We start from the raw sequence: 24034 nt of genomic DNA on the forward strand, positions 1-24034 counted from the left end.
AGCGGGCCGCCCAGCCTCTCCGCAGCCTGTGGATAACTTCCGGGGCCGTCGGTGACGTGGGTTACGTTCGTGGGGTGAACGCACACCGCCCCGACGGCGACCCCGTCCCCACGGCCCCCGACACGCCGTCCTCCGACCCCGGCCGGGTCGTCCTGCTGACCACCAGCCACCGCGTCGCGCCCGGTCTGCTGTCCTGGCCCGCCTGGCAGGCGCTGCATGGGGCGGACCGTGTCCTGTGTGCGGACGAGGCGCACCCCCAGCTCCCCTATCTGCGCGAGGCCGGCGTCACGGTCGAGCGTGCGACCCCGACCGCCGAGGAACTGGTCGACGCCTGCGCCGGCGACCGCACGGTGGTCGTGGTGGCCACGGCCGAGGGCGAACCCCGCCTCACCGACGGCCTCGCCCGCCTCGCCGGCTCGGGCCGCCTCCGGATGCCGTCCCTGGAGCTGCTCCCCGCCTCGTACGACCTCCCCGGCGCCCGCCTCCTCGACCTCGTCCAGGTCATGGACCGCATCCGCGCCGAGTGCCCCTGGTCCTCGCAGCAGACCCACAAGGGCCTGGCCAAGTACGGCATCGAGGAGGCGTACGAACTCGTCGAGGCCATCGAGGAGGGCGACCGCGACGAACTCCGCGAGGAACTGGGCGACGTCCTCCTCCAGGTCGTCTTCCACGCCCGCATCGCCGAGGACGACCCGGACACCCCCTTCTCCATCGACGACGTCGCCGCCGGCATCATCACCAAGCTCATCCACCGCCACCCCCACGTCTTCGGCGACGCCACGGCGACCACCCCGGAGGAGGTCAAGGCGCACTGGATGCGCACGAAGGCTATAGAGAAACGCCGGGAGTCCGTGACCGACGGCATCCCCCTGGGCCAGCCCGGCCTCGCCCTGGCCGCCAAACTCTCCTCCCGCGTCCGCATGGCCGGCCTGTCCGTCCCGATACCCCAGGGCCACGACATCGGCTACGAACTCCTCACCCTCGCCGCCCAGGCCGAAGCCCAGGGCGTCGACCCCGAAGCGGCCCTGAGAGCGGCGTCCCGCACCTACCGCGACGCGATCCGCTCCGCGGAGGGCCTGGACGAGCGCTGACAAACCCCAGAGCGAGAACACCCCCGACCTGGCGCGAGGGAGGCCGGGCCGAGACGGCGGTCGTCGGGGGGCCCGCTACCGTCGACGGGTGACCGACCACCCCTCGTCCCTCAGCAGCCCCGCGCCCTCCCTCTTCACCTGGGAGTTCGCCACCGATCCGTACCCGGCGTACGCCTGGCTCCGGGAGCACGCCCCGGTGCACCGGACGCGGTTGCCCAGTGGTGTGGAGGCCTGGCTGGTCACCCGCTACGCCGATGCCAAGCAGGCCCTCGCCGACGCGCGCCTGTCGAAGAACCCCGCGCATCACGACGAGCCCGCCCACGCCAAGGGGAAGACCGGCATCCCCGGCGAGCGCAAGGCCGAGCTGATGACCCATCTGCTCAACATCGATCCACCGGACCACACGCGGCTGCGCCGTCTCGTCTCGAAGGCGTTCACACCCCGCCGGGTCGCCGAATTCGCCCCCCGGGTGCAGGAGTTGACCGATCAGCTCATCGACCGCTTCGCGGAGACGGGCGAGGCCGACCTCATCCACGACTTCGCCTTCCCCCTCCCCATCTACGCGATCTGCGACCTCCTCGGCGTCCCCCGCGAGGACCAGGACGACTTCCGGGACTGGGCGGGCATGATGATCCGCCACGGCGGCGGCCCGAGGGGCGGCGTCGCGCGGTCGGTCAAGAAGATGCGCGGCTACCTCGCCGACCTCATCCACAGGAAGCGCGAAGGCCTCACCGAGCACCCCGCCCCCGGCGAGGACCTCATCTCCGGCCTCATCCGCGCCTCCGACCACGGCGAGCACCTCACCGAGAACGAGGCCGCGGCCATGGCGTTCATCCTGCTCTTCGCCGGCTTCGAGACGACCGTCAACCTCATCGGGAACGGCACCTACGCCCTGCTCACCCACCCCGACCAGCGCACCCGCCTCCAGACCTCCCTCGCAGCAGGGGAGACCGCGCTGCTCGAAACCGGCGTCGAGGAACTCCTGCGCTACGACGGCCCCGTCGAGCTGGCCACCTGGCGCTTCGCGACCCGCCCCCTCACCGTCGGCGGACAGGACATCGCCCAGGGCGACCCCGTCCTCGTCGTCCTCGCGGCCGCCGACCGCGACCCCGCCCGGTTCGAGAACCCCGACACCCTCGACCTCTCCCGGCGTGACAACCAACACCTCGGCTACGGCCACGGCATCCACTACTGTCTCGGCGCCCCTCTCGCCCGCCTCGAAGGCCAGACCGCGCTGGCGACGCTGCTCACCCGCCTCCCGGATCTCCGACTCGCGGTGGATCCGGCCGACCTGAGGTGGCGCGGCGGGCTCATCATGCGCGGACTGCGCACATTGCCAGTGGAGTTCACCTGATTCGGTTTCAGGAGGGCTGGCCAGAAGAAGCAGGGAAAACGAACGATTGTCCTGAGGTTCGCCCGTCATGGTGGCCGTGAGTCGAGTGGCGGCCGTATGTGCGGCTGTCGCACTACGGTCCGATGCCATGAAGCTGGTGGTGCAGGTGAAGCTGCTGCCGACGCCCGAGCAGGCGTCGGCGCTGGACGTGACCCTGAGTGCCTGCAACCGGGCTGCCACCTATGCCTCTACCGTTGCCTTTGCCAAGGACTTGACGGACCGTAACGGTCTACAGAAGGACGTGTATGCGGATCTGAAGGCGACCTTCGGGTTGTCCGCACAGCCGGTGGTGCGGGTGGTGAAGAAGGTGGTCGACGCCTACGCGACTCTGAAAGCCAATCTGAGGGCTGGCAATTTGGGGCCGTCCGCCTCGAAGCGGTACCTCAAGGCGATCGGCGCCCCGATCGTCTTCCGGCCGGAGGCGGCGCAGCCGTTCGACGACCGCTGCCTGTCCTGGCAGTGCGACGCACGCACGGTGTCCATCTGGACGGTGAATGGGCGGATGAAGGGCATCCGTTTCGCCTGCTTGCCCGACCAGCTCAAGATGCTCATGGCGCATCGCAAGGGTGAGAGCGACCTGGTCCAGCGGGGTGGCAAGTGGTTCCTCATCGCTACCTGCGAGATTTCCGAGCCGGACGTTTACGAGCCAGCCGACTGGATCGGGGTGGATCGGGGCATCGTGAACCTGGCCACTACCTCCGACGGCGCCAACCATCAAGGGCGCGGCTTGACTCGCTATCGACGTTGGCAGGCATGCAAGCGCGCTGAGTTGCAGCAGAAGAACACCCGATCGGCCCGGCGGCGCCTGGCTTGCCGCAGGCAGAAGGAGAAGCGCCATACCACTCACGTGAACCATCGGATCAGTAAGGAGATCGTGTCCGTCGCCCAACGCACTGGTCGCGGCATCGCTGTCGAAGCACTCGGCGGCATTCGCGAGCGGGTACGGCCACGAGGCGACCAGCGGGACAGGCTCTCCTCCTGGCCTTTCCACCAGCTCGGGCAGCATCTCGCATACAAGGCCCGCCGGGCCGGGGTGCCATTCCTGGAGGTGGATGCGGCCTACACATCGCAGCGTTGTCCGCGCTGCGGCCACACCGAGCGGGCCAACCGGCCCGACCGGGATCACTTCCGTTGTCGTCGGTGCGGCCTCGCTGGGCCTGCCGATGTCGTCGCCGGGGTCAACGTGCGCAACCGCGCACGCTCGGCGTGGGCATTCGTCACCATGCCCGTCCCGTCACCGGCGTAGCCGACAGCGGGAGATGCGACCCGTGACCGTCCTGTCGTAGGGGGCAGTCGGGAGCGCGACGCGGTGTGAACTGTCATGCGGCAGCCTGATGGTTCACGGCCGAGATGATGACGTGATCTGTGCTGCATCGACTTGTTATAAACGATCGTCTACGACTACGTTCACACGTCAGTGCGAAGGGGTCATTACATCCTTCACACCGGTCACTGCTGTCGTGTGAAAGGCAACCGCATGCTCTCCGGGAACGGTCGTCACCGTCGCCCCCGTCAGGCACCCGCCCTCCTCGTCGCGGCCGGAGTGACAGGCTCGGCCATCGCGATCCCCCTGCTCGGCGCCACCGGCGCGAGCGCGGCCAGCGGAACCACCTGGGACCAGGTGGCGGAGTGCGAGAGCGGTGGCTCCTGGAGCGCGGACACCGGGAACGGGCGCTACGGCGGCCTCCAGCTCACCCAGGCGAACTGGGAGAAGTACGGCGGCCTCGACTACGCCACGACCGCCGACCAGGCCAGCCGTTCGCAGCAGATAGCCGTCGCCGAGAAGGTGCTCGCCGACCAGGGCGTCGGCGTCTGGTCCACCTGCGGCCTGCTCCACAACCTCGGCGGTGACTCCGGTTCCGCCGACGTGGACACGGGCGTCGCGGACGACTCGACGAAGGCGGGCAGTTCATCCGGCTCGTCAGACTCGTCCAGCTCATCCGATTCATCCGGTTCGTCGGATTCCTCCACTTCGACCGGCGGGGCCGACTCGGCCAAGTCCGGCGACTCGGGCGACTCCGGCGCGCCCGGCGACTCGACCTCCGATGTCTTCGACGGGTCCACCAAAGCCAAGACCGGCTCGGGGTCCGATGCCGACTCGGGCGACTCGAGTGACTCGGACGGGTCCGCGAGCCCCGAGGCCACGAAGTCACCCAAGTCGGACAATTCATCGCAGAGCGACGACTCTTCGGACGGCGAGAGCGAGACCGGCACCGGTCGTCACCGCGGCGCCAGCGCCGACGAGAGCGCCGCCGCGGGCACGGAGGCCGACGCGGACGCGGCCGACGACTCCCGCGCCGACTCCACCCCCTCCGGCCGTCACGCCTCCCGTGGCGGCGACGCGGCGCGCGAGGGTGTGGACGGCGCCTACACCGTCCGCGCGGGCGACAGTCTGACGCGGATCGCGAACTCGCTCGACCTGGACGGCGGGTGGCGCACGCTCTACTCCGAGAACGAGGGCACGGTCGGAACTGACCCGGACCTTATCCTTCCCGGTCAGACCCTCGAAGTCGGTGCCGAAACGGGCGAAAAGTAGCGACAGTTCGGGTCACTGTTCGCCCCTGAATGCCCGTTTTGATCTAGGTGGGAGATGAATCACAGACCCCCTGATCGTCTTTGAAATCCGGGCAATCACGTGTTTACGGTCGTGACCGCTCGCCACAGCGGGCCCCTGCGGTCGGTACGCCGAATCCTGCCAACGGCCGCAAGGAACAGTCGTCGCGTCAAGCGCCGTAGGCAGGAGCGGGGGACCCAAGGTAAGTGCCGGGTCCGGTGGTTGCGGCCCTTCGGGGGCGCACGTCCGGAACCGGCTCGGGGTGAAGCCGCGCGAAGTGAGCCGAGAGGCGCACGAGCGCGGCCGGGCAACTCAACCGGCCCGAACCCGACAGCTCACCTCGCAGGCGTCGGTGAGGGGATCTCTCCATGCTGTTTTCCAGCAAGGGCAAGCACCGTCGTCCGTCCAAGGCCGCTCGCGCCATCGCCGTCGCCGGTGTCACCGGCGCCGCGGCGGTCGCCGCTCCGCTGATGGCCGCCGGCAGCGCCTCCGCCGCCACCGCCTCCGAGTGGGACGCCGTCGCCCAGTGCGAGTCCGGCGGCAACTGGTCCATCAACACCGGCAACGGCTACTACGGCGGTCTGCAGTTCTCGGCTTCCACCTGGGCCGGGTACGGCGGCACGAAGTACGCCTCCACCGCCGACCAGGCCACCAAGGCGCAGCAGATCGAGATCGCCGAGAAGGTCCTCGCGGGCCAGGGCAAGGGTGCCTGGCCGGTCTGCGGCAAGGGCCTGTCCGGCGCCGCGTACAACGGCGCCGCCGCCTCCTCCGGCTCCTCGAACTCCGGCTCCTCGCAGCAGAGCACGCAGGAGAGCACCAAGAAGAGCACCGAGGACACCCGCGCCTCCCGCTCCTCCGAGCGCGCCACCGTCGAGACCCCGACCGGCAAGAAGGTCAAGAAGGGCGACGGCGAGTACAAGGTCGTCACCGGCGACACCCTCAGCGCCATCGCCGCGAAGAAGAACGTCAAGGGTGGCTGGGAGAAGCTCTTCGAGCTGAACAAGGACATCATCGACGACGCCGACTTCATCTACCCGGGTCAGCAGCTCCACCTGAGCTGACCCGTCACAGCCGTGGGGACGGGTCAGGCTGGGCCGAAGAATCCGGCCGCTCCCCAGCTGAACCACAGCCCGCTCACATCCGTGTCCTCCATAGTGAAGACCCCGTGAGGGCCGTCCCCCCGTCCCCACGGGCTCCCCGCCCCGGTGCGCATTCCCCCGTACGCACCGGGGCGGGGCTTTTTCATGCCCGCCCCTTCCTTCTGTTCACTTTCCGGCCCACCCCCCTTTGTTCCGAGCTGGAACAATAGGTACGGTCTCTCTGTCCACGGGACGGTCGGTCGGCTGCCGACGAGCCCGGGGCGGTTAGGCTCTAGTCGCAAGGCCCGCGGGCCCCGCACTTCCGCGTCACATCCCATGAAGGAGATGCTCGTGCCGTCCATCGACGTCGTCGTAGCCCGGGAAATCCTCGACTCGCGAGGCAACCCCACCGTCGAGGTCGAGGTCGGCCTCGACGACGGCAGCACGGGTCGTGCCGCCGTTCCGTCCGGCGCCTCCACCGGTGCCTTCGAGGCCATCGAGCTCCGTGACGGCGACCCCAACCGCTACCTCGGCAAGGGCGTCGAGAAGGCCGTCCTCGCCGTGATCGAGCAGATCGGCCCGGAGCTCGTCGGCTACGACGCCACCGAGCAGCGCCTGATCGACCAGGCGATGTTCGACCTGGACGCCACCGACAACAAGGGCTCGCTCGGCGCCAACGCCATCCTCGGCGTCTCCCTCGCCGTCGCCCACGCCGCCTCCGAGGCCAGCGACCTGCCGCTCTTCCGCTACCTGGGCGGCCCGAACGCGCACCTGCTGCCCGTTCCGATGATGAACATCCTGAACGGCGGCTCGCACGCCGACTCCAACGTGGACATCCAGGAGTTCATGATCGCCCCCATCGGCGCGGAGTCCTTCTCCGAGGCGCTGCGCTGGGGTGCCGAGGTCTACCACACCCTCAAGAAGGTGCTGAAGACCAAGGGCCTGTCCACCGGCCTCGGCGACGAGGGCGGCTTCGCCCCGAACCTGGAGTCCAACCGCGCCGCCCTCGACCTCATCCTCGAGGCCATCAAGGAGGCCGGTTACACCCCCGGCGAGCAGATCGCCCTCGCGCTGGACGTCGCCGCCTCCGAGTTCTACAAGGACGGCGTCTACACCTTCGAGGGCAAGGAGCGCTCCGCCGCCGAGATGACGGAGTACTACGCCGACCTCGTCGCGTCGTACCCGCTCGTCTCCATCGAGGACCCGCTGTTCGAGGACGACTGGGCCGGCTGGAAGACCATCACCGAGAAGCTGGGCGACAAGGTCCAGATCGTCGGCGACGACCTCTTCGTCACCAACCCCGAGCGTCTCGCCCGCGGCATCGAGGAGGGCTCCGCCAACGCCCTGCTCGTCAAGGTGAACCAGATCGGTTCGCTGACCGAGACCCTGGACGCCGTCGAGCTGGCCCAGCGCAACGGCTTCAAGTGCATGATGTCCCACCGCTCCGGCGAGACCGAGGACGTCACCATCGCCGACCTCGCCGTCGCCGTGAACTGCGGTCAGATCAAGACCGGCGCCCCGGCCCGCTCGGACCGCGTCGCCAAGTACAACCAGCTGCTGCGCATCGAGGAGATCCTCGACGACGCCGCGGTCTACGCCGGCCGCAGCGCGTTCCCGCGCTTCAAGGGCTGAGCCGCCGGCTGACCCGTTGAGGGTCAAGCCCGAGCCAGTCGTACGTACGTCCCCGTACCGGTCCCGTACCGTGTGCGGGGACGTACGCGCATGCGCGGGAGAAGGCAGCAGCGGAAGGGGACGCGGGACATGGCCGTGAAGGACCGGGACCGGGACCGTTTCTCCACCGCGACCCGGCTGAAGGTGCTCGGTGAGCAGACGGCCGCCCGGGTCTACCGTTCCCAGGCCAAGCGCCAGGTCCGCCGCTCCCGGCTGACCGGCCGGGCGGCGCTGCTCGCCCTCGTCCTCTGCTCGATGATCGTGGCGCTCGCCTATCCCATAAGGCAGTACGTCTCCCAGCGCGCCGAGATCGCCGACATGCAGCGGCAGCGCGAGGAGGCGCGCGAGCGCGTCGAGGAGTTGCGCGACCTCAAGGCGCGCTGGCAGGACGACGCGTACGCAGAGCAGCGCATCCGAGAGCGGCTGCACTATGTGATGCCGGGCGAGACCGGTTACACGATGATCGACCCGGACGCGGCGAAGCAGTCCCGTACGACGCAGGGGGCGGCCGACCGCCCCTGGTACACCAATGTCTGGGACGGGGTCGACAAGGCCGACGCCGCCGACAGCTGAACGGCCACCTTCGTGACCGTCAACCGATGAGCCACACCGAGGACTTGAGTAGCAGGTATGCAGATCCCTCCGCCGCCCACCCCGCGCACCGAGCCCACCGACGCCGACGTCGAGGCCTTCCAGCAGCAGCTCGGCCGTCCGCCGCGCGGCCTGCGCGCCATCGCGCACCGCTGCCCCTGCGGACAGCCGGACGTCGTCGAGACGGCGCCGCGCCTGCCGGACGGGACACCCTTCCCCACGACGTACTACCTGACGTGCCCGCGCGCGGCCTCCGCGATCGGCACGCTGGAGGCGAACGGCGTGATGAAGGAGATGACGGAGCGCCTGGCGACCGACCCCGAACTGGCCGCCGCCTACCGGGCCGCGCACGAGGACTACATCGCCCGCCGCGACGAGATCGAGGTCCTGGAGGGCTTCCCCAGCGCGGGCGGCATGCCGGACCGGGTGAAGTGCCTGCACGTCCTCGTCGGCCACTCGCTGGCCGCCGGTCCCGGCGTCAACCCGCTGGGCGACGAGGCCATCGCGATGCTCCCCGAGTGGTGGGCCAAGGGCCCGTGCGTCACGCTGCCCGAGGGGGACGACCAGTGACCCGGGTCGCCGCCGTCGACTGCGGTACGAACTCCATCCGGCTCCTCGTCGCCGACGCGGACCCGGCCACCGGTGAACTCGTCGAGCTGGACCGGCGGATGATCATCGTCCGGCTAGGCCAGGGCGTCGACCGCACGGGACGGCTGGCCCCCGAGGCGCTGGAGCGGACCTTCGCGGCCTGCCGCGAGTACGCGGCCGTCATCAAGGAGCTGGGCGCCGAGCGGGTCCGTTTCGTCGCCACCTCCGCCTCCCGGGACGCCGAGAACCGGGACGAGTTCGTGCGCGGGGTGTTCGACATCCTGGGCGTCGAGCCCGAGGTGATCTCCGGCGACGCGGAGGCCGAGTTCTCCTTCACCGGCGCGACCAGGGAACTGACGGGCCGTACCGATCTCACCAGGCCGTACCTGGTCGTGGACATCGGCGGCGGCTCCACCGAGTTCGTCGTCGGCGACGACCATGTGCGCGGCGCCCGCTCCGTGGACATCGGCTGCGTACGGCTGACCGAGCGGCACCTCGTCCGGGACGGGGCGGTCGTCGACCCGCCCGGGCCGGAGCAGATCGCCGCGATCCGCGCCGACATCGAGGCGGCCCTCGACCTCGCCGAGCGGGACGTGCCGCTGCGCGAGGCGCACACCCTGGTCGGGCTGGCCGGTTCGGTCACCACCCTGTCCGCGATCGCCCAGGACCTGCCCGCGTACGACTCGGTGGCCATCCACCACTCCCGGATCCCCTACGACCGGGTCCGGGAGATCACCGAGTGGCTGCTGCGGTCCACGCACGCCGAGCGGGAGGCCGTCCCCTCCATGCATCCCGGGCGGGTGGACGTGATCGCGGCGGGGGCCCTCGTCCTGCTGTCGATCATGGAGCGGATCGGGGCGACGGAGGTCGTGGTGAGCGAACACGACATTCTGGACGGCATCGCCTGGTCCGTGGCGTAGCTCGCGGGCGGCCGCCGGGGTCCTCCCGGCGGTCGGCGGGCGCCTGTGAGGGAGTGTTTACTACTCGCCGGTAGCCTCGCTTGAGCTGTTCGGATAACGTATGAGCGCGTCCGACGGGTGCTCCGATGCCCCTCGTCGACCCGGCGCCGAGAAAGTTCGTGAAGTTCTTCACAAGAGAATCGCCCCTGTTGAGCGATGTTTTGAGGCTCCGCAGAGCGTTCCGGGGCTCCAGGGGGTCAACAGGGCGTCCCCGAGCGGGTTTCGCGGGGGTCTCGTCCGTGTGAAACCGAAGGGTGGTCCAGAGCCCTCGGGAGACCGGAACGGCAGTTCACGCGGCCTTGACAACGGTCAAACCCCCCGGCCGGTCCCCTGGTGGACCGGGGGCCCGGCGAAAGGGGCCGCGCAGTGTAGCAGAGGGGGTGGGGAAGCTTGTGAAGGGGCGCACGAGCGACCCCCGTATGGCGGGTACATACTCGATGGCATGAGCACCACGGAGCGTCCCAGGATCCTCGTAGTAGGCGGTGGGTACGTAGGCCTGTACGCAGCTCGGCGCATCCTCAAGAAGATGCGCTACGGCGAGGCGACCGTCACGGTCGTCGACCCCCGGTCGTACATGACCTACCAGCCCTTCCTCCCCGAAGCCGCCGCCGGCAGCATCTCCCCCCGGCACGTCGTCGTCCCGCTGCGACGCGTGCTGCCGAAGGCGGAGGTCCTCACCGGTCGGGTCACCACCATCGACCAGGACCGCAAGGTCGCCACCGTCGCGCCGCTGGTCGGCGAGGCGTACGAGCTGCCCTTCGACTACCTGGTCATCGCGCTCGGCGCGGTCTCCCGCACCTTCCCGATCCCCGGCCTCGCCGAACAGGGCATCGGTATGAAGGGCATCGAGGAGGCCATCGGCCTGCGCAACCACGTCCTCGAACAGCTCGACAAGGCCGACTCCACGACCGACGAGGACGTCCGCCGCAAGGCGCTCACCTTCGTCTTCGTCGGCGGTGGCTTCGCCGGCGCCGAGACGATCGGCGAGGTCGAGGACATGGCGCGCGACGCCGCGAAGTACTACAAGAACGTGTCCCGTGAGGACATGCGCTTCGTGCTCGTCGACGCCGCCGACAAGATCCTCCCCGAGGTCGGCCCGAAGCTCGGCAGCTACGGCAAGGAGCACCTGGAGGGCCGTGGGGTCGAGGTCTACCTCAACACCTCCATGGACTCCTGCGTCGACGGCCACGTCGTGCTGAAGAACGGCCTGGAGGTCGACTCCAACACGATCGTCTGGACCGCCGGCGTCAAGCCCAACCCGGTCCTCTCGCGCTACGGTCTGCCGCTCGGCCCGCGTGGCCACGTGGACGCGTCGCCGACGCTCCAGGTCACCGGCACCGACTACATCTGGGCCGCCGGCGACAACGCCCAGGTCCCGGACGTCGCCGCCCGCAAGGCCGGTGTCGAGAACGCCTGGTGCCCGCCGAACGCGCAGCACGCGCTGCGTCAGGCCAAGGTCCTCGGCGACAACGTGGTCTCCGGTATGCGGGGCTTCCCGCAGAAGGAGTACGCGCACTCCAACAAGGGCGCGGTGGCGGGTCTCGGCCTCCACAAGGGCGTCGCGATGATCGTCATGGGCAAGATGAAGATCAAGCTGCGCGGCCGCCTGGCGTGGTACATGCACCGTGGCTACCACGGTCTCGCGATGCCGACCTGGAACCGCAAGATCCGGGTCTTCGCGGACTGGACGCTGGCGATGTTCCTCAAGCGCGAGGTCGTCTCCCTCGGCGCGATCGAGACTCCGCGCGAGGAGTTCTACGAGGCGGCGAAGCCGGCGCCGGTCGCTGCCGCTCCGGCCAAGACCGAAGAGAAGGCCAAGGCCTCCTGACCTCCGGTCACCGCTCCATCCGAAGGGCCCCCGCCATCCGTGGTGCGGGGGCCCTTCGGCGTTCCCGGGGGGCGTGGCCCACACCACCCGGGCCGTGCCGTCGCGCCCATCTCCAGTGGGGCTCTAGCCGCGTGCGATCACCGGGGAGCAGGGTCGGCGGGTGCGCCGAACAGGGAAGGTGGACCGATGACGACGTTCGTGTGGGATTACCGCGAGGAGTACGCGAAAGAGCGGGAGGACATCCTCGATGCCGTGGACATGGTCTTCGGCTCCGGTCAGCTGGTGCTCGGGGAGAGTGTGCGGGGCTTCGAGGAGGAGTTCGCGGCGTACCACGGTGTGGGCCACTGCGTAGGCGTCGACAACGGGACCAACGCGGTCAAGCTCGGCCTGGAGGCCCTCGGTGTGGGGCCGGGCGACGAGGTGATCACGGTGTCCAACACGGCCGCTCCGACGGTGATCGCCATCGACGGGGCGGGCGCGACGCCGGTCTTCGTCGATGTGCACGAGGACACGTATCTGATGAACACCGATCTGGTCGCGGACGCCATCACTCCGCGGACCAAGGCGCTGCTGCCCGTACACCTGTACGGGCAGTGCGTCGACATGGCTCCGCTCAAGCGCCTGGCGGCCGAGCACGGGCTGGCGCTCCTGGAGGACTGCGCGCAGGCGCACGGTGCCCGCCACCACGGCGAGTTGGCCGGAACCATGGGCGACGCGGGTGCCTTCTCCTTCTACCCGACCAAGGTGCTGGGGGCGTACGGCGACGGCGGCGGTGTGATCACCACGGCCGACTCCGTGGACGCGAACCTGCGGCGGCTGCGCTACTACGGCATGGAGAAGACCTACTACGTCGTCCGCACCCCCGGCCACAACAGCCGGCTGGACGAGGTCCACGCGGAGATCCTGCGGCGCAAGCTGCGCCGGCTGGACGACTACATCGCGGCACGCCGGGCGGTGGCACGCCGCTACGCGGAGGGCCTCGGCGACCTCACCGCGTCGCACGGGCTCGTCCTGCCGGCCCTGGCCCCGGGCAACGACCACGTGCACTACGTGTACGTGGTGCGGCATCCTCTGCGCGACCGGGTCATCGAGGAGCTGAAGAGCTACGACATCTCGCTCAACATCAGCTACCCGTGGCCGGTGCACACCATGAGCGGCTTCGAGCATCTCGGATACGCCCGCGGCTCGTTGCCGGTGACGGAGGCGCTCGCGGGGGAGATCTTCTCGCTGCCGATGTACCCGTCCCTCTCCGAGGACCTTCAGGACAAGGTGATCAGTGCCGTGCGAGAGGTGGTGACCGCGCTGTGAGCATACGGACGGACCGTATCTACGACCGTGCCGACGTCTACGAGGCCATCTACCGGGGACGGGGCAAGGACTACCGTGCCGAGGCCGCCCTGGTGGCCCGGCACATCGAGGAGCGCAGGCCGGGCGCGGACTCGTTGCTCGACGTGGCCTGCGGAACGGGTTCGCACCTGACGCACTTCGCCGGGATGTTCGGCCATGTCGAGGGCGTCGACCTGTCGGAGGACATGCTGCGGGTCGCCAAGCAGCGCGTCGGGGACGTACCTCTGCACCAGGGCGACATGCGCGATTTCCGGCTGCCGCGCACCTTCGACGCGATCACGTGCATGTTCAGTTCTGTCGGCTATCTGCCCGACAGCGCCGCACTGGACGCCGCCCTGGGCTGCTTCGCCCGCCATCTCACGCGCGGCGGAGTGATCGTCGTGGAGCCCTGGTGGTTCCCCGGCACCCTCGTCCCGGGGTACGTGGGCGGGGACGTGGTCACGGTGGACGGGCGCACCGTCTCCCGGGTCTCCCACACCGTGCGGGACGGCGGGGCGAGCCGGATGGAGGTGCACTACGTCGTGGCCTCGCCCGAAGCGGGCATCAGCCACTTCACCGACACCCACGTCATGACCCTGTTCGAACCGGAGGTCTACGAGGCGGCGTTCCGGCGGGCCGGCTGCACCGTGGAGTACCTGACGTACGAGCACACCGGGCCCGGCCTGTTCGTCGGCGTCAAGGAGGGCTGAGCCCGCATGGACGCACGCAGGCTGAAGGTCGAGGGGGCCGTGGAGTTCACCCCGCGGGTCTACCCGGACGACCGGGGGCTGTTCCTCTCCCCGTTCCAGGAGGAGGCCTTCACCGAGGCCGTCGGGCACGGTTTCCCCCTCGCCCAGTTCAGCCACAGCACGTCGCGGCGCGGGGCGGTGCGCGGAATCCACTTCACCTCCACCCCGCCGGGGATGGCCAAGTACGCCTACTGCCCGCGGGGCAGGGCACTGGACATCGTCGTGGACCTGCGGACCGGTTCGCCGACCTTCGGCGTGTGGGACGCGGTGCTGCTCGACCAGGAGGACTTCCGGGCTGTGTACTACCCGCTCGGCGTCGGCCACGCCTTCGTCGCGCTGGAGGACGACACGGTGGTGTCGTACCTCCTCTCGACCGGCTATGTCGCCGAGCGTGAACATGCCGTGTCCGTGCTGGATCCCGCGCTCGGACTGCCGATCCCCGACGGGATCGAGCCCGTGCTCTCGGAGCGGGACCGGCTCGCGCCCACGCTGGAGGAGGCCGCGGCGAGGGGCCTCCTCCCCGACTACACCGTCTGCCAGGAGACCGAGGCCGCACGATGGGTATGAACCGAGGCCGCACGGCGGGTATGCGCCGTAAGGGCGACACGAACGACCTCGCCGGTACGGCCGGGCCGCCGCACGAGCCGCCCCTGGTCGTCGTCCTGGGCGCCTCGGGGTTCATCGGGTCCGCCGTCGTCCGGGAACTGGCCCGGCGCCCGATCCGGCTGCGCTGCGTGGCCCGGGGGCCGGTCCCGGTCCCCGCGGCCGCGACGGCCCGGATCGAGGTGCGGTCGGCCGACCTCGGTGCCCCGGGGGAACTGGCCCGGGCCGTCGAGGGCGCCGACGCGGTCGTCCATCTGGTCGCGTACATCGCGGGCCCGGCGACCTGGCGGGTCGCCGAGGGCGACACGGCTGCGGAGCGGGTCAACGTGGGCCTGGCGCACGATCTCATCGAGGCACTGCGCGCCCGGCGCGAACGGCGCCCGGCCGCCCCGCCCCCGACCGTGGTGTTCGCGGGCACGACCACCCAGGCGGGCCCCACCGCGCCGGTCCGTATCGACGGCAGTGAACCGGACGCGCCCACGGGCACGTACGACCGGCAGAAACTCGCGGCCGAGCAGGCACTGAAGCGGGCCACGGCGGAGAACGTGCTGCGCGGCGTCGTGCTGCGGCTGCCCACCGTCTTCGGGTACGGGCCCGCTTCCACCGCCACCGACAAGGGCGTGGTGTCGGCGATGGTCCGCCGGGCGCTCGCCGGTGAGCCGCTCACCATGTGGCACGACGGTACGGTCCGCCGCGACCTGCTCTACGTCGACGACGTGGCCCGTGCCCTCGTCACTTCCCTGGACCACGCGGACGCCCTGGCCGGACGGCACTGGCTGCTGGGCACCGGCCACGGTGAGCCCCTGGGCGAGGTGTTCGCCCGGATCGCGCGGATCGTGGCGGACCGCACCGGGCGGCCTCCCGTGCCGGTGGTCTCCGTCACCCCGCCCGAGCACGCCGAGGCCTCCGACTTCCGCAGCGTCGAGGTGGACGCCACGGCGTTCCGCACGGCCACCGGCTGGCGGCCCGTCACACCGCTGAGCGAGGCCCTGGAGCTGACCGTGGCGGCCCTGGCCCGGCAGGTCTCCGCCCGCGCCTGACCTCGGCGCACAGGGAGATCGCGGGCACGCCTTGACAGGGGTGCGCGTGCTTGCCCTAGCCTCTTTCTCACGGTGTCGCGTGTCGCTGACGAGAAGGAAGTCGGCGGTTGGAGGCACCGGAACCATGGGATCCTCAGTGAGTTCAACGAGCTCTTCCCCTTCTTCCTCTTCCCCTTCTTCTTCCTCTCCTCCTGCCGCCGTGCCCCGGGCCGGCCGGCGCGAGTGGATCGGGCTGGCGGTGCTCGCCCTGCCCACCCTGCTCATCGCACTGAACAACTCGGTGCTGCATCTGGCGCTGCCGCATCTGAGCGCCGATCTCAAGCCCAGCGGCGCGCAACTGCTGTGGATCATGGACATCTACGGCTTCGTGATCGCCGGTTCGCTGATCACCCTGGGCACGCTGGGCGACCGGATCGGCCGCCGCAAACTGCTGCTGGTCGGCGCGGCGGCGTTCGGGGTGGCCTCGGTGCTCGCGGCCTTCGCGGACAGTGCCCCGCTGCTGATCGTGGCCCGCGCCCTGCTGGGCCTGGCCGGCGGCACGCTGATGCCGTCGACGCTCTCCCTGATCAGCACGATGTTCCAGGACGCCCGGCAGCGCACGTTCGCCATCGGCGTCTGGATGACCTGCTTCTCGGTCGGCTCGACCCTGGGCCCGCTGCTCGGCGGTCTGCTGCTGGGACACTTCTGGTGGGGCTCGGTCTTCCTGCTCTCCGTCCCGGTGATGCTGCTGCTCCTGGCCATGGGCCCGGTGCTGTTGCCGGAGGCCCGTGATCCCGCTCCGGGCCGGCTGGACCTGGCCAGCGCCGCCCTGTCGCTGGCCGCCGTGCTCGGGGTGGTGTACGGCCTGAAGAAGCTGGCGGAGGACGGCTTCGGCGGTCGGGCGGTGCTGATCCTCGCGGTCGGACTCGCCGTCGCCGCGGCCTTCGTGGTCCGTCAGCGACGGCTGGCCGAACCCTTCCTGGACCTGCGGCTGTTCGCCCGGCCCGGATTCAGCGCCTCGCTGATGACGATGACCCTGGGCATCCTCGCCATGGCGGGCACCCAGCTCTTCGTGACGCAGTACCTCCAGCTGGTGGAGGGCCTGTCGCCGCTGGTGGCCGGCCTGTGGATGATTCCCGGCGCGCTGGGCCTGATCGCCGGCACCAACCTGGGTCCTGCGGTGGCCCGGCGGGTCCGGCCCGCGTTCGTCGTCGGATCGGGCCTGCTGGTCGCCGCGGCCGGCTACGGCGCCCTGTCCCAGGTGCCCTCCTCCTCCGGGTTGGCGCTGCTGGTCACCGGGAACTTCGCCGTCGGGCTCGGCCTGGGGCCGATGATGACCCTGAGTACCGATCTGATCCTCAACTCCGCGCCGCCCGAGAAGGCCGGGGCGGCGTCGGCGATGTCGGAGACCAGCGGCGAACTCGGCATGGCTCTGGGGATCGCGGTCATCGGCAGCGTGGGCAACGCGGTCTACCGCTCGGAGGTGACCGGCGCGGTTCCGGCCGGCGCCCCGACGGAGGCCGCCGAGGGCGCGCGCGACACCCTCGGTGGCGCCGTGGACCTGGCGGCGCGGCTGCCGGAGGCGGCCGGTGCCGACCTGCTCGACGCCGCCCGCGCCGCCTTCACCGAGGGGCTGCACGTCAACGCGGCGATCAGCGGTTGTGTTCTCGTCGCTGTCGCGGTGCTCACGATGATCGTGCAGCGCCATGTCCGCGCGAGCGGCACCGGCACGGAGGAGCCACCCCCGGGCCCGGACCGCGCCGCCGAGGCAGTGGGCGCACGGGACTGAGCCGCACCCGCGGCTGAGCCCCGAACCGGCCCCCGCCGCACTGCTGTCCGGCCGCCGTCCGCTGCCCGCGACACCGCGCGGAGCGGCCCCGGCCGGCCCAGCCGCCCGCGACCGCCGAACGAGCCCTGCTCACCGGCGGTCGTCGGGCACCGGGGCGGGGGCGCTCCAGGGGGTCTTGAGCGGTGTTCGAGGGGGTCTTGAGGGGCGCTTTCTAGTGTGCGCGGGCATGAAGATCCTTTTTGTTGCCGCCGGCAGCCCGGCCACGGTCTTCGGCCTGACGCCCTTGGCCCACGCGGTGCGGACCGCCGGGCACCACGTCTTCATGGCCGCGACGAGGGAGATGATGCCGGTCGTCGCGGGGACCGGGCTGACCGCTCTGCCGGTCGCGTCCCGGTCCATGCGGGAGTATTTCGCGACCGACCGCGAGGGGCGGCCCCTGGAGCTGCCTGATCACCTGCCGGGCGAGCTGCGTTACACGGGCCGGGGCTTCGGCCGGCTGGCCGCGGCGAGCCTCGACGCGCTGACGGCCCTCGCGGAGTCCTGGCGCCCCGACCTGGTGGTCGGCGGAGCGCTGAGCTTCGCGGCGCCGCTGTTCGCGGCCCGCCTCGGCGTCCCGTACGTACGTCACGCCTGGGACCTGGGCGAGCCGCCGGAGATCGACCGGCACGCCGCCGAGGAACTGGCCCCGGAGCTGCGGCGGGCCGGCCTGGCGGAGCTGCCCGCTCCCGACCTGCGGATCGACCTCTGCCCGCCGAGCCTGGCCCCTGCCGACGCCCCGCCCGCCCGGACCATGCGCTATGTGCCCTGTGCCCTCCAGAAACCCCTGGAGCCCTGGATGTACACCCGGGGAGACCGGCTGCGGGTGTGTGTCACCACCGGCAGCCGGGTCTCGCTCGACCACGAGGTCGAACACCTCAGGGAACTGGTGGACCGGGTCGCACAGCCGGGCACGGAGGTCGTGGTCGCGGCCCCCGAGGAGGTGGCGGCGAAACTCGGCACCGCGGCGGGGCGGGTCCGGGCCGGCTGGATCCCGCTGGACGTGGTGCTGCCCACCTGCGACCTGCTCGTCCATCACGCGGGCGGCAGCACCGCGCTGACCGGCATCGCCGCGGGTGTGCCCCAGCTCCTCCTGCCGGATCTGCACAAGATGGTCGAGCCCTCCGTGCGGCACGCGGGTTCCGGCGCAGCGCTCCTGGTGCACCGGGACGAGGCCACCCCGAGCCGCGTCGCCGAGGCCTGCCGCGAGCTGCTGCACGACCCGTCGTACAGGAGGCGGGCCCACGCCCTGGCCGAGGAGTACGCGGCGCTGCCCGCACCGTCGCGGCTGGTGCCGGTCCTGGAGGAACTCGCGGGCAGGCCGGGCGGGTTCAGCGCGCCCACATCAGACAGGCCAGCAGGGTTCGCGCCTGCACGTTGACCGTGTTGCCGTACCCGATCAGGGCGCGGGCCTGGGGGAGCGTCACCCAGCAGTAGTCCTCGGGCACGGCGGCCCGGTGGTCGTCGGACACCTCGACGATCAGATACCGGGTGACCGCGTGGTGGAAACGGCCGCCCTCCTCCGACAGCAAGGTGTCGTACAGCGTGTGCTCCGGCGGTGCCGAGAGCAGCCGGTCCACGAAGGGGTGGCGGGCGCCCGGCGCACGGTCCGGGGAGGGAAGCGCGGCGCACTGCACGGTGGGCGCGAACTCGGCGACGTTCAGACAGCCCGCCTCGACCCTGGTGTGCAGCAGGACCTGGGGGACTCCGCCGACGCGCCGGACGAGCAGCCCGGCCAGGCCGGGGGCGGGAGCGAGCAGTGGCTGGGCCCAGCGGGCCACCTCGCGCTCCTCGGCCTCGACGGTGACCCCGAGCACCGAGAAGTGCCGCCCGTCGGTCCGCGAGACCACGTCCGGGGAACGGTGCCAGCCGTCGCCGAGCACCTCGTCCAGGGGAATCCTCTCCTGGAGGAGCTGGTAGCGGAAGCGGGCGTCGGTGAGCCGGCTGAGGACATCGGGCAGGGGGAGCGGGGCGTCCTGGTCGAGCGCCCCGCGCACCCTGCCCGCGAGGGTGGGCCCGGCTTCCCGGACGTCCTCGGAGTCCGCGCCGGGCAGGGTCGCGAGGACGGTGCGGGTGTCCATGTTCACGAGGTGGTCCCGCCGCAGCAGCGCACCGAGCTGGCCCAGCGTGAGCCAGCGGAACCCGTCCACCAGGGGCACCTCCCGCTCCGTCTCCACCACCATGTTGCGGTTCCTCTTGTGCAGGAACCACCAGCCCTGCTCGGACTGGAGGGAGTCCGCCACGACGGTGCCCCGGCCCGGGCCCGTGAAGTACTCCAGATAGGGCACGGCACGGCCGTGGTGCGCACCGGTGTAGTTGCTGCGGGTGGCCTGCACGGTGGGCGAGAGTTGCAGGGAGTTCACGTTGCCGGGCTCCATCTTGGCCTGCACGAGGCAGTGGAGCACGCCGTCGAAATCTTTGAGCAGGAGGCCGAGCATTCCCACTTCGGGCTGGCTGATGATCGGCTGACGCCATTCCCGGGCCCCGCCGAAATCCGTGCCGACCCGAAGCCCGGTCACCGAGAAGAATCTTCCGCTCTCGTGGACCAGGTCGCCGGTGCCGGGCTGGAACGACCATCCCGGAAGACCGTTCAACGGCGCCCGCAGGACGCGGTAGTGACGGGTCCGCGCATACTCCGCGAACCATCGCCGAAAACCTGCCGCGGGAGAGGTGGCCGTATCGGTGGCGGCCCGCGAAACGGCCAGCCGCGCACCGATGCTGAGCTGCTGTGATGTCGCGATGTCAGTGGGGAGCACACCGTCAACCTGGGCCCCCGCACTCGATTCGCGCTTGAACAGCGGTGCTCAAGTTTGCGTCCACCGAGAATTGAGAGGGAATCCGCAGAGTGGCGGTCCATGAAGGCACTGGTACTTTCCGGGGGAACGGGATCGCGTATGCGCCCCTTCACTCATTCCATGGCCAAACAATTGTTGCCGGTGGCCGGCAAACCCGTGCTCGTGCACTGTGTCGAAAACATTCGCGATGCCGGTGTCACCGAGATCGGGGTGGTGGTCGGCAGTCGCGCGGAGCAGATCGCCGACACGTTGGGCGACGGTTCGCGCTGGGGCGTGGACCTCACCTACATCCGGCAGGAGGCGCCCCTCGGGCTCGCCCATGGCATCGCCGTCGCGGGCGACTTCCTCGCCGACGACGACTTCGTGCTGTACCTGGGCGACAACGTGCTGGCCGGCGGCATCGAGAAGGAGACCGCCCGGTTCCGGGCGGACCGCGTCGCCGCCCACCTCATGGTCAGCCGCGTGGACGACCCCCGGGCCTACGGCGTGGCCGAGGTCACCGAGGAGGGCGTGGTGCGCCGGCTGACGGAGAAGCCCGCGCACCCGGCGAGCGACCTGGCGGTCATCGGCGTCTACTTCTTCACACCGGCGATCCACGAGGCGGTCCGGTCCGTCGTCCCGAGCGCACGGGGTGAGCTGGAGATCACGGACGCGATCCAGCATCTCGTCGACACCGGGCAGCGGGTCACCGCCGGGGAGTACGACGACTTCTGGAAGGACGCCGGGAACCCCGGCGACCTCCTGACCTGCAACCGGACGCTGCTGAGCCGGCAGACCGGCCGCCGTCTGGAGGGCGAGATCGACCACGCGAGTACGGTCCAGGGCGCGGTCGTGGTCGAACCCGGGGCCAGGGTCCTGGGCTCCCGGCTGGTCGGCCCCCTCGTCGTCGGGGCGAACAGCACGATCCGCGACAGCACACTCGGCCCGTACACCGCCGTGGGTTCGCACTGTGTCGTGGACGGCTCACGGATCAGTGAAGCGATCCTGCTGGAAGGTGCCGCGGTCCGGGACGTCCCCATGCTGCGCCACTCCGTCGTCGGCCCCCGCGCCTCCTTCGGCGGTGACGGCGACGCCCGACGGCCCGGCCGTGTCCTCGACAACCATGCCGACGCGGAGGTAGGGGCGTGAAAGTACTGGTCACCGGCGGGGCGGGCTTCATCGGCTCGCACTACGTCCGGACGATGCTGTCCGGCGGCTACCCCGGCTACGAGGACGCCGAGATCACCGTCCTCGACAAGCTGACCTACGCCGGCCGCACCGAGAACCTCCCCCTGGACCACCCGCGGCTCACCTTCGTGCGCGGGGACGTGTGCGACGAGGACCTGCTGCGGCTGCTGCTGCCCGGCCACGAGGACGTCGTCCACTTCGCGGCGGAGAGCCATGTCGACCGCTCGCTGTCCGCCGCAGCCGACTTCGTGCGGACGAACGTCGGCGGCACCCAGAGCCTGCTGGAGTCCTGTGTGCGGACGGGGGTGCGCCGGGTGGTGCACATCTCGACGGACGAGGTGTACGGCTCGATCGACCACGGCTCGTGGGACGAGTCCGAGCCCCTGCTGCCCAATTCGCCCTACGCGGCGTCCAAGGCGGGCAGCGATCTCGTCGCGCGCGCCTACTGGCGCAGCCACGGCCTCGACGTGCGCGTCACCCGCTGCTCCAACAACTACGGCCCGTACCAGCACACCGAGAAGTTGCTCCCCCGATTCATCACCAACCTGAGCAGCGGGCTGCCGGTCCCGCTCTACGGCGACGGGCGCAACGTCCGCGAGTGGCTGCACGTGGACGACCACTGCCGCGCCGTACACCTGGTGCTGACCCGCGGCGCGGCCGGAGAGATCTACAACATCGGCGGCGGTACCGAACTCGACAACCGTGAGGTCACCGCCCGGCTGCTGGACCTGTTCGGGCTCGACTGGGACATGGTCACCCAGGTCGAGGACCGCAAGGCTCACGATCTGCGGTACTCGGTCGACGACTCCAAGATCCGCCGAGAACTCGGCTACGCGCCGCGGTGGACGTTCGTGGAGGGTCTGGCGGACCTCGTCACCTGGTACCGCGACAACCCCTGGTTCTGGAAAGGGCCCGTGCTGGCCGCCCGGTGACGTCCGGTCACCGGCACCGGACCGGGCACTCGGCCTGCAGGGAGAACCAGTTGTCGCCGTGGGCCCAGGTCAGGGTGCCGCCCACGGCGGCGACCCGGTCGGCGAGATTGCGCAGACCGGTGCCGGCACCGGTGCCGGCACCGGACTCGTAGCCGTCGTTGGACAGCCGCAGCGTCACCCGGCCCCCCTCTTCGCGCAGGGTGATCCGGCAGCTGCGGGCCCGGCTGTGGCGCAGGAGGTTGGTCGTTCCCTCGCGGAGCACGGCCGCCAGTGCGGCCTCCGCGTGCGGGTCCGCCATGGCCGGTGAGAGGCCCTCGATCACGGTCTTCACCTCCGCGGCGCTCAGAATCCGCTGGACGGACACGAGTTCGCGCGCGAGGACGAGCTGCCGCGGACCTGCGGACACGGTCCGGATCTCGGCCAGGGCACGGCGCGTCAGGCAGAGCAGTTCCGCCACCTCCGGCCGGTCCGCGCCGCGTTCCTGGGCGAGCCGCCGGTCCAGGACCTCCGCCTGGACGACGACCGCCGACAGGCTGTAGCCGACCAGGTCGTGCAGATCGCGGTGGAGCCGGCGGTGCTCCTCCGCCAGCCGTTGCCGCTCGGTCCGCGCCCGCAGCTCACAGGCGGCCAGTTCCGTCCGAAAATGCCGCAGTGCCCGGCCGCCGGCCGCCGCGACCCCCGTGGACACCGCCACATAGGCGAGTTCACCGGGCGTCAGCACCCAGGCCAGGGCCAGGGCCGTGGCCACCGCCGCGAGCAGCGCCGGGGGCAGCGGTGAACGGCGTACGCCCTGTGCGGCCAGGCCCGCGCACAGCACGCTCACCGCGACCACCGACCAGCCTCTGACCGGGCTCGCGCCGGCCACGGGGTTCAGCAGGACGGCCAGGACGCACAGCCCCTGCACCACCGCGACGATCAGCGCGTAGGCGGTTCCGGGCCGGTCGAGGGCCCACCGGGTGAAGACGTCGGCGGTCGGCGCGGGCCGGGAGGCCTGGACGTAGAGGTGGTCCTCCGGCTCGGCCGGGCTCGGCACGGAGCCGTGCAGCACCGCTCCGTGGGGTGCGGCCGGGGCGCGGGTGGGGTCCGCCGAGGGCGGTGCGGCGGCGGTGGTCCGGCCACCGAGAACGGGCTGTGCCATGGGATCTCCTGGTGTCCGCGAGGTCGTCGGTGACGGCTGCCGGGATGTCACCGACCCGGAACCCATGACGGGAGGTGGGTGTCCGGATTTCCGGGTCGGTGTCACGGGGCGTGCCCGGTGCGGCGGGCAGGAGCGGCCGGGACCCGGCCGCGACGAGGGTGGGCACCCTCGCGCGACGGGGCCGGGCCGGCGGTACGGGTCAGGCCAGGGGCGCGGGGGCCGGTCCGCCGGCCGGCGCCGCCGGGGTGTCCGGGTCGAGGTTGGCCTCGATCCGGCGGGCGAGCAGCACGAACGCCTGGCGCTCGGCGGCCGAGAACCCCGCGACGGTGCACTCCTCCAGCCGCGCCCAGACCTCGGTGACGGCGCTCTCCAGGTTCCGCCCGGCCTGCGTCAGGGTCACGATCGTGGTGCGGCGGTCCCGTGCGGACCGGGCGCGCACGACCAGACCGGCCTCCTCCAGCCGCCGGACCGACTTGGCGACCGTGGAGTGGTCCAGGCCGAGGGTCCGCCCGAGGCTGTTCTGCGACTGGCCGTCGTTCTCCCACAGTTGCAGCAACATGATCTCCTGGCCCGGGTACAGCCCCAGGTCCCGGAGCATCTCCGCGGCGAGCGCGCGGTGCCGTCGGGCCAGCCCGAAGATCGTGAAGCTCACCGGAAACTTCTCCGCCGCGCCGTCCACGGGCCGCTCCCTCACGTTCGTCGCCGTCAGGTCCGGCACTGTCCCGT

Annotated in this window: 21 protein-coding genes and 1 riboswitch; of the genes, 18 read left to right on the forward strand and 3 right to left on the reverse strand. The window is 70.9% G+C overall.

Annotated elements, in window-relative coordinates; genetic code table 11:
• Positions 1–74: 74 nt before the first annotated feature.
• From PUR53_RS03940 to PUR53_RS04015, 16 genes are all read left to right on the forward strand, one after another.
• Positions 75–1091 (forward strand): nucleoside triphosphate pyrophosphohydrolase, encoded by a 1017-nt coding sequence (locus PUR53_RS03940; RefSeq protein ID WP_329907393.1) that lies wholly within the window; start codon positions 75–77, stop codon positions 1089–1091.
• Between the two features lie 88 nt (positions 1092–1179).
• Positions 1180–2445: a cytochrome P450 family protein gene (locus PUR53_RS03945; protein WP_329907394.1), complete on the forward strand. Its 1266-nt coding sequence runs from the start codon at positions 1180–1182 to the stop codon at positions 2443–2445.
• 127 nt (positions 2446–2572) lie between these two features.
• A complete protein-coding gene (locus tag PUR53_RS03950; protein ID WP_329897595.1) occupies positions 2573–3730 on the forward strand; it encodes an RNA-guided endonuclease InsQ/TnpB family protein in 1158 nt (385 codons plus the stop codon).
• A gap of 231 nt (positions 3731–3961) precedes the next feature.
• Positions 3962–5020, forward strand: a complete 1059-nt coding sequence (locus PUR53_RS03955; RefSeq protein WP_329907395.1) for a transglycosylase family protein — start codon at positions 3962–3964, stop codon at positions 5018–5020.
• 182 nt (positions 5021–5202) lie between these two features.
• Positions 5203–5402: riboswitch (cyclic di-AMP (ydaO/yuaA leader) on the forward strand.
• A gap of 4 nt (positions 5403–5406) precedes the next feature.
• Positions 5407–6099 (forward strand): transglycosylase family protein, encoded by a 693-nt coding sequence (locus PUR53_RS03960; RefSeq protein ID WP_329897593.1) that lies wholly within the window; start codon positions 5407–5409, stop codon positions 6097–6099.
• 369 nt (positions 6100–6468) lie between these two features.
• A complete protein-coding gene (eno, locus tag PUR53_RS03965) occupies positions 6469–7749 on the forward strand; it encodes a phosphopyruvate hydratase (RefSeq protein WP_443078125.1) in 1281 nt (426 codons plus the stop codon).
• A 129-nt stretch (positions 7750–7878) separates the two neighbouring features.
• The gene (locus PUR53_RS03970; protein ID WP_329897591.1) at positions 7879–8361 is read left to right on the forward strand and encodes an FtsB family cell division protein; all 483 of its coding nucleotides are present in this window, start codon (positions 7879–7881) and stop codon (positions 8359–8361) included.
• A gap of 57 nt (positions 8362–8418) precedes the next feature.
• A complete protein-coding gene (locus PUR53_RS03975; protein ID WP_329897590.1) occupies positions 8419–8949 on the forward strand; it encodes a DUF501 domain-containing protein in 531 nt (176 codons plus the stop codon).
• Positions 8946–9887, forward strand: a complete 942-nt coding sequence (locus tag PUR53_RS03980) for a Ppx/GppA phosphatase family protein (protein ID WP_329907396.1) — start codon at positions 8946–8948, stop codon at positions 9885–9887. The genes PUR53_RS03975 and PUR53_RS03980 overlap by 4 nt, the downstream gene beginning before the upstream one ends.
• 481 nt (positions 9888–10368) lie before the next feature.
• Complete coding sequence (locus PUR53_RS03985; RefSeq protein WP_239755024.1) at positions 10369–11754, forward strand: NAD(P)/FAD-dependent oxidoreductase; 1386 nt, start codon at positions 10369–10371, stop codon at positions 11752–11754.
• 186 nt (positions 11755–11940) lie between these two features.
• The gene (locus PUR53_RS03990; protein ID WP_329897588.1) at positions 11941–13062 is read left to right on the forward strand and encodes a DegT/DnrJ/EryC1/StrS family aminotransferase; all 1122 of its coding nucleotides are present in this window, start codon (positions 11941–11943) and stop codon (positions 13060–13062) included.
• Positions 13059–13790, forward strand: a complete 732-nt coding sequence (locus tag PUR53_RS03995) for a class I SAM-dependent DNA methyltransferase (RefSeq protein ID WP_329897587.1) — start codon at positions 13059–13061, stop codon at positions 13788–13790. Before PUR53_RS03990 ends, PUR53_RS03995 begins: the two co-directional genes overlap by 4 nt.
• A 6-nt stretch (positions 13791–13796) precedes the next feature.
• Positions 13797–14396, forward strand: coding sequence for a dTDP-4-dehydrorhamnose 3,5-epimerase family protein (locus PUR53_RS04000; protein ID WP_329897586.1), 600 nt, complete (start codon positions 13797–13799; stop codon positions 14394–14396).
• Positions 14387–15472, forward strand: a complete 1086-nt coding sequence (locus PUR53_RS04005; protein ID WP_329907397.1) for an NAD-dependent epimerase/dehydratase family protein — start codon at positions 14387–14389, stop codon at positions 15470–15472. The genes PUR53_RS04000 and PUR53_RS04005 overlap by 10 nt, the downstream gene beginning before the upstream one ends.
• A gap of 124 nt (positions 15473–15596) precedes the next feature.
• Entirely contained in the window at positions 15597–17240 is a 1644-nt protein-coding gene (locus PUR53_RS04010; RefSeq protein ID WP_443078124.1) for an MFS transporter, read from the forward strand.
• A gap of 226 nt (positions 17241–17466) precedes the next feature.
• Positions 17467–18657 (forward strand): nucleotide disphospho-sugar-binding domain-containing protein, encoded by a 1191-nt coding sequence (locus PUR53_RS04015; RefSeq protein WP_329897583.1) that lies wholly within the window; start codon positions 17467–17469, stop codon positions 18655–18657.
• Here the strand turns inward: PUR53_RS04015 and PUR53_RS04020 are convergent.
• Positions 18608–20032, reverse strand: coding sequence for an NDP-hexose 2,3-dehydratase family protein (locus PUR53_RS04020; protein ID WP_329897582.1), 1425 nt, complete (start codon positions 20030–20032; stop codon positions 18608–18610). The genes PUR53_RS04015 and PUR53_RS04020 overlap by 50 nt on opposite strands.
• A gap of 99 nt (positions 20033–20131) precedes the next feature.
• On the opposite strand from PUR53_RS04020, the gene PUR53_RS04025 reads away from it, so the two are divergent.
• Both PUR53_RS04025 and rfbB read left to right on the forward strand, forming a co-directional pair.
• A complete protein-coding gene (locus PUR53_RS04025) occupies positions 20132–21199 on the forward strand; it encodes a glucose-1-phosphate thymidylyltransferase (RefSeq protein ID WP_329897581.1) in 1068 nt (355 codons plus the stop codon).
• On the forward strand, positions 21196–22170 hold the full coding sequence (gene rfbB, locus PUR53_RS04030; protein WP_329897580.1) for a dTDP-glucose 4,6-dehydratase: 975 nt from the start codon (positions 21196–21198) through the stop codon (positions 22168–22170). Before PUR53_RS04025 ends, rfbB begins: the two co-directional genes overlap by 4 nt.
• Before the next feature lie 7 nt (positions 22171–22177).
• Here rfbB and PUR53_RS04035 read toward each other — a convergent pair whose 3' ends face one another.
• A complete protein-coding gene (locus PUR53_RS04035; RefSeq protein WP_329907398.1) occupies positions 22178–23308 on the reverse strand; it encodes a sensor histidine kinase in 1131 nt (376 codons plus the stop codon).
• A gap of 199 nt (positions 23309–23507) precedes the next feature.
• Positions 23508–23987: a MarR family winged helix-turn-helix transcriptional regulator gene (locus PUR53_RS04040; protein WP_329907399.1), complete on the reverse strand. Its 480-nt coding sequence runs from the start codon at positions 23985–23987 to the stop codon at positions 23508–23510.
• Positions 23988–24034 lie beyond the last annotated feature (47 nt).

It is taken from the genome of Streptomyces sp. SP18BB07 (genome assembly GCF_036322545.1).
GTDB lineage: Bacteria > Actinomycetota > Actinomycetes > Streptomycetales > Streptomycetaceae > Streptomyces > Streptomyces deccanensis.

Coding starts and splice junctions, on each gene's coding strand:
- PUR53_RS03960 (WP_329897593.1), top strand. CDS start 5,407: ATGCTGTTTTCCAGCAAGGGCAAGCACCGTCGTCCGTCCAAGGCCGCT.
- PUR53_RS04025 (WP_329897581.1), top strand. CDS start 20,132: ATGAAGGCACTGGTACTTTCCGGGGGAACGGGATCGCGTATGCGCCCC.
- PUR53_RS03990 (WP_329897588.1), top strand. CDS start 11,941: ATGACGACGTTCGTGTGGGATTACCGCGAGGAGTACGCGAAAGAGCGG.
- PUR53_RS04035 (WP_329907398.1), bottom strand. CDS start 23,308: ATGGCACAGCCCGTTCTCGGTGGCCGGACCACCGCCGCCGCACCGCCC.
- PUR53_RS03955 (WP_329907395.1), top strand. CDS start 3,962: ATGCTCTCCGGGAACGGTCGTCACCGTCGCCCCCGTCAGGCACCCGCC.
- PUR53_RS03975 (WP_329897590.1), top strand. CDS start 8,419: ATGCAGATCCCTCCGCCGCCCACCCCGCGCACCGAGCCCACCGACGCC.
- PUR53_RS04010 (WP_443078124.1), top strand. CDS start 15,597: ATGGGATCCTCAGTGAGTTCAACGAGCTCTTCCCCTTCTTCCTCTTCC.
- PUR53_RS03985 (WP_239755024.1), top strand. CDS start 10,369: ATGAGCACCACGGAGCGTCCCAGGATCCTCGTAGTAGGCGGTGGGTAC.
- PUR53_RS04005 (WP_329907397.1), top strand. CDS start 14,387: ATGGGTATGAACCGAGGCCGCACGGCGGGTATGCGCCGTAAGGGCGAC.
- PUR53_RS03950 (WP_329897595.1), top strand. CDS start 2,573: ATGAAGCTGGTGGTGCAGGTGAAGCTGCTGCCGACGCCCGAGCAGGCG.
- PUR53_RS04000 (WP_329897586.1), top strand. CDS start 13,797: ATGGACGCACGCAGGCTGAAGGTCGAGGGGGCCGTGGAGTTCACCCCG.
- PUR53_RS03970 (WP_329897591.1), top strand. CDS start 7,879: ATGGCCGTGAAGGACCGGGACCGGGACCGTTTCTCCACCGCGACCCGG.
- PUR53_RS04015 (WP_329897583.1), top strand. CDS start 17,467: ATGAAGATCCTTTTTGTTGCCGCCGGCAGCCCGGCCACGGTCTTCGGC.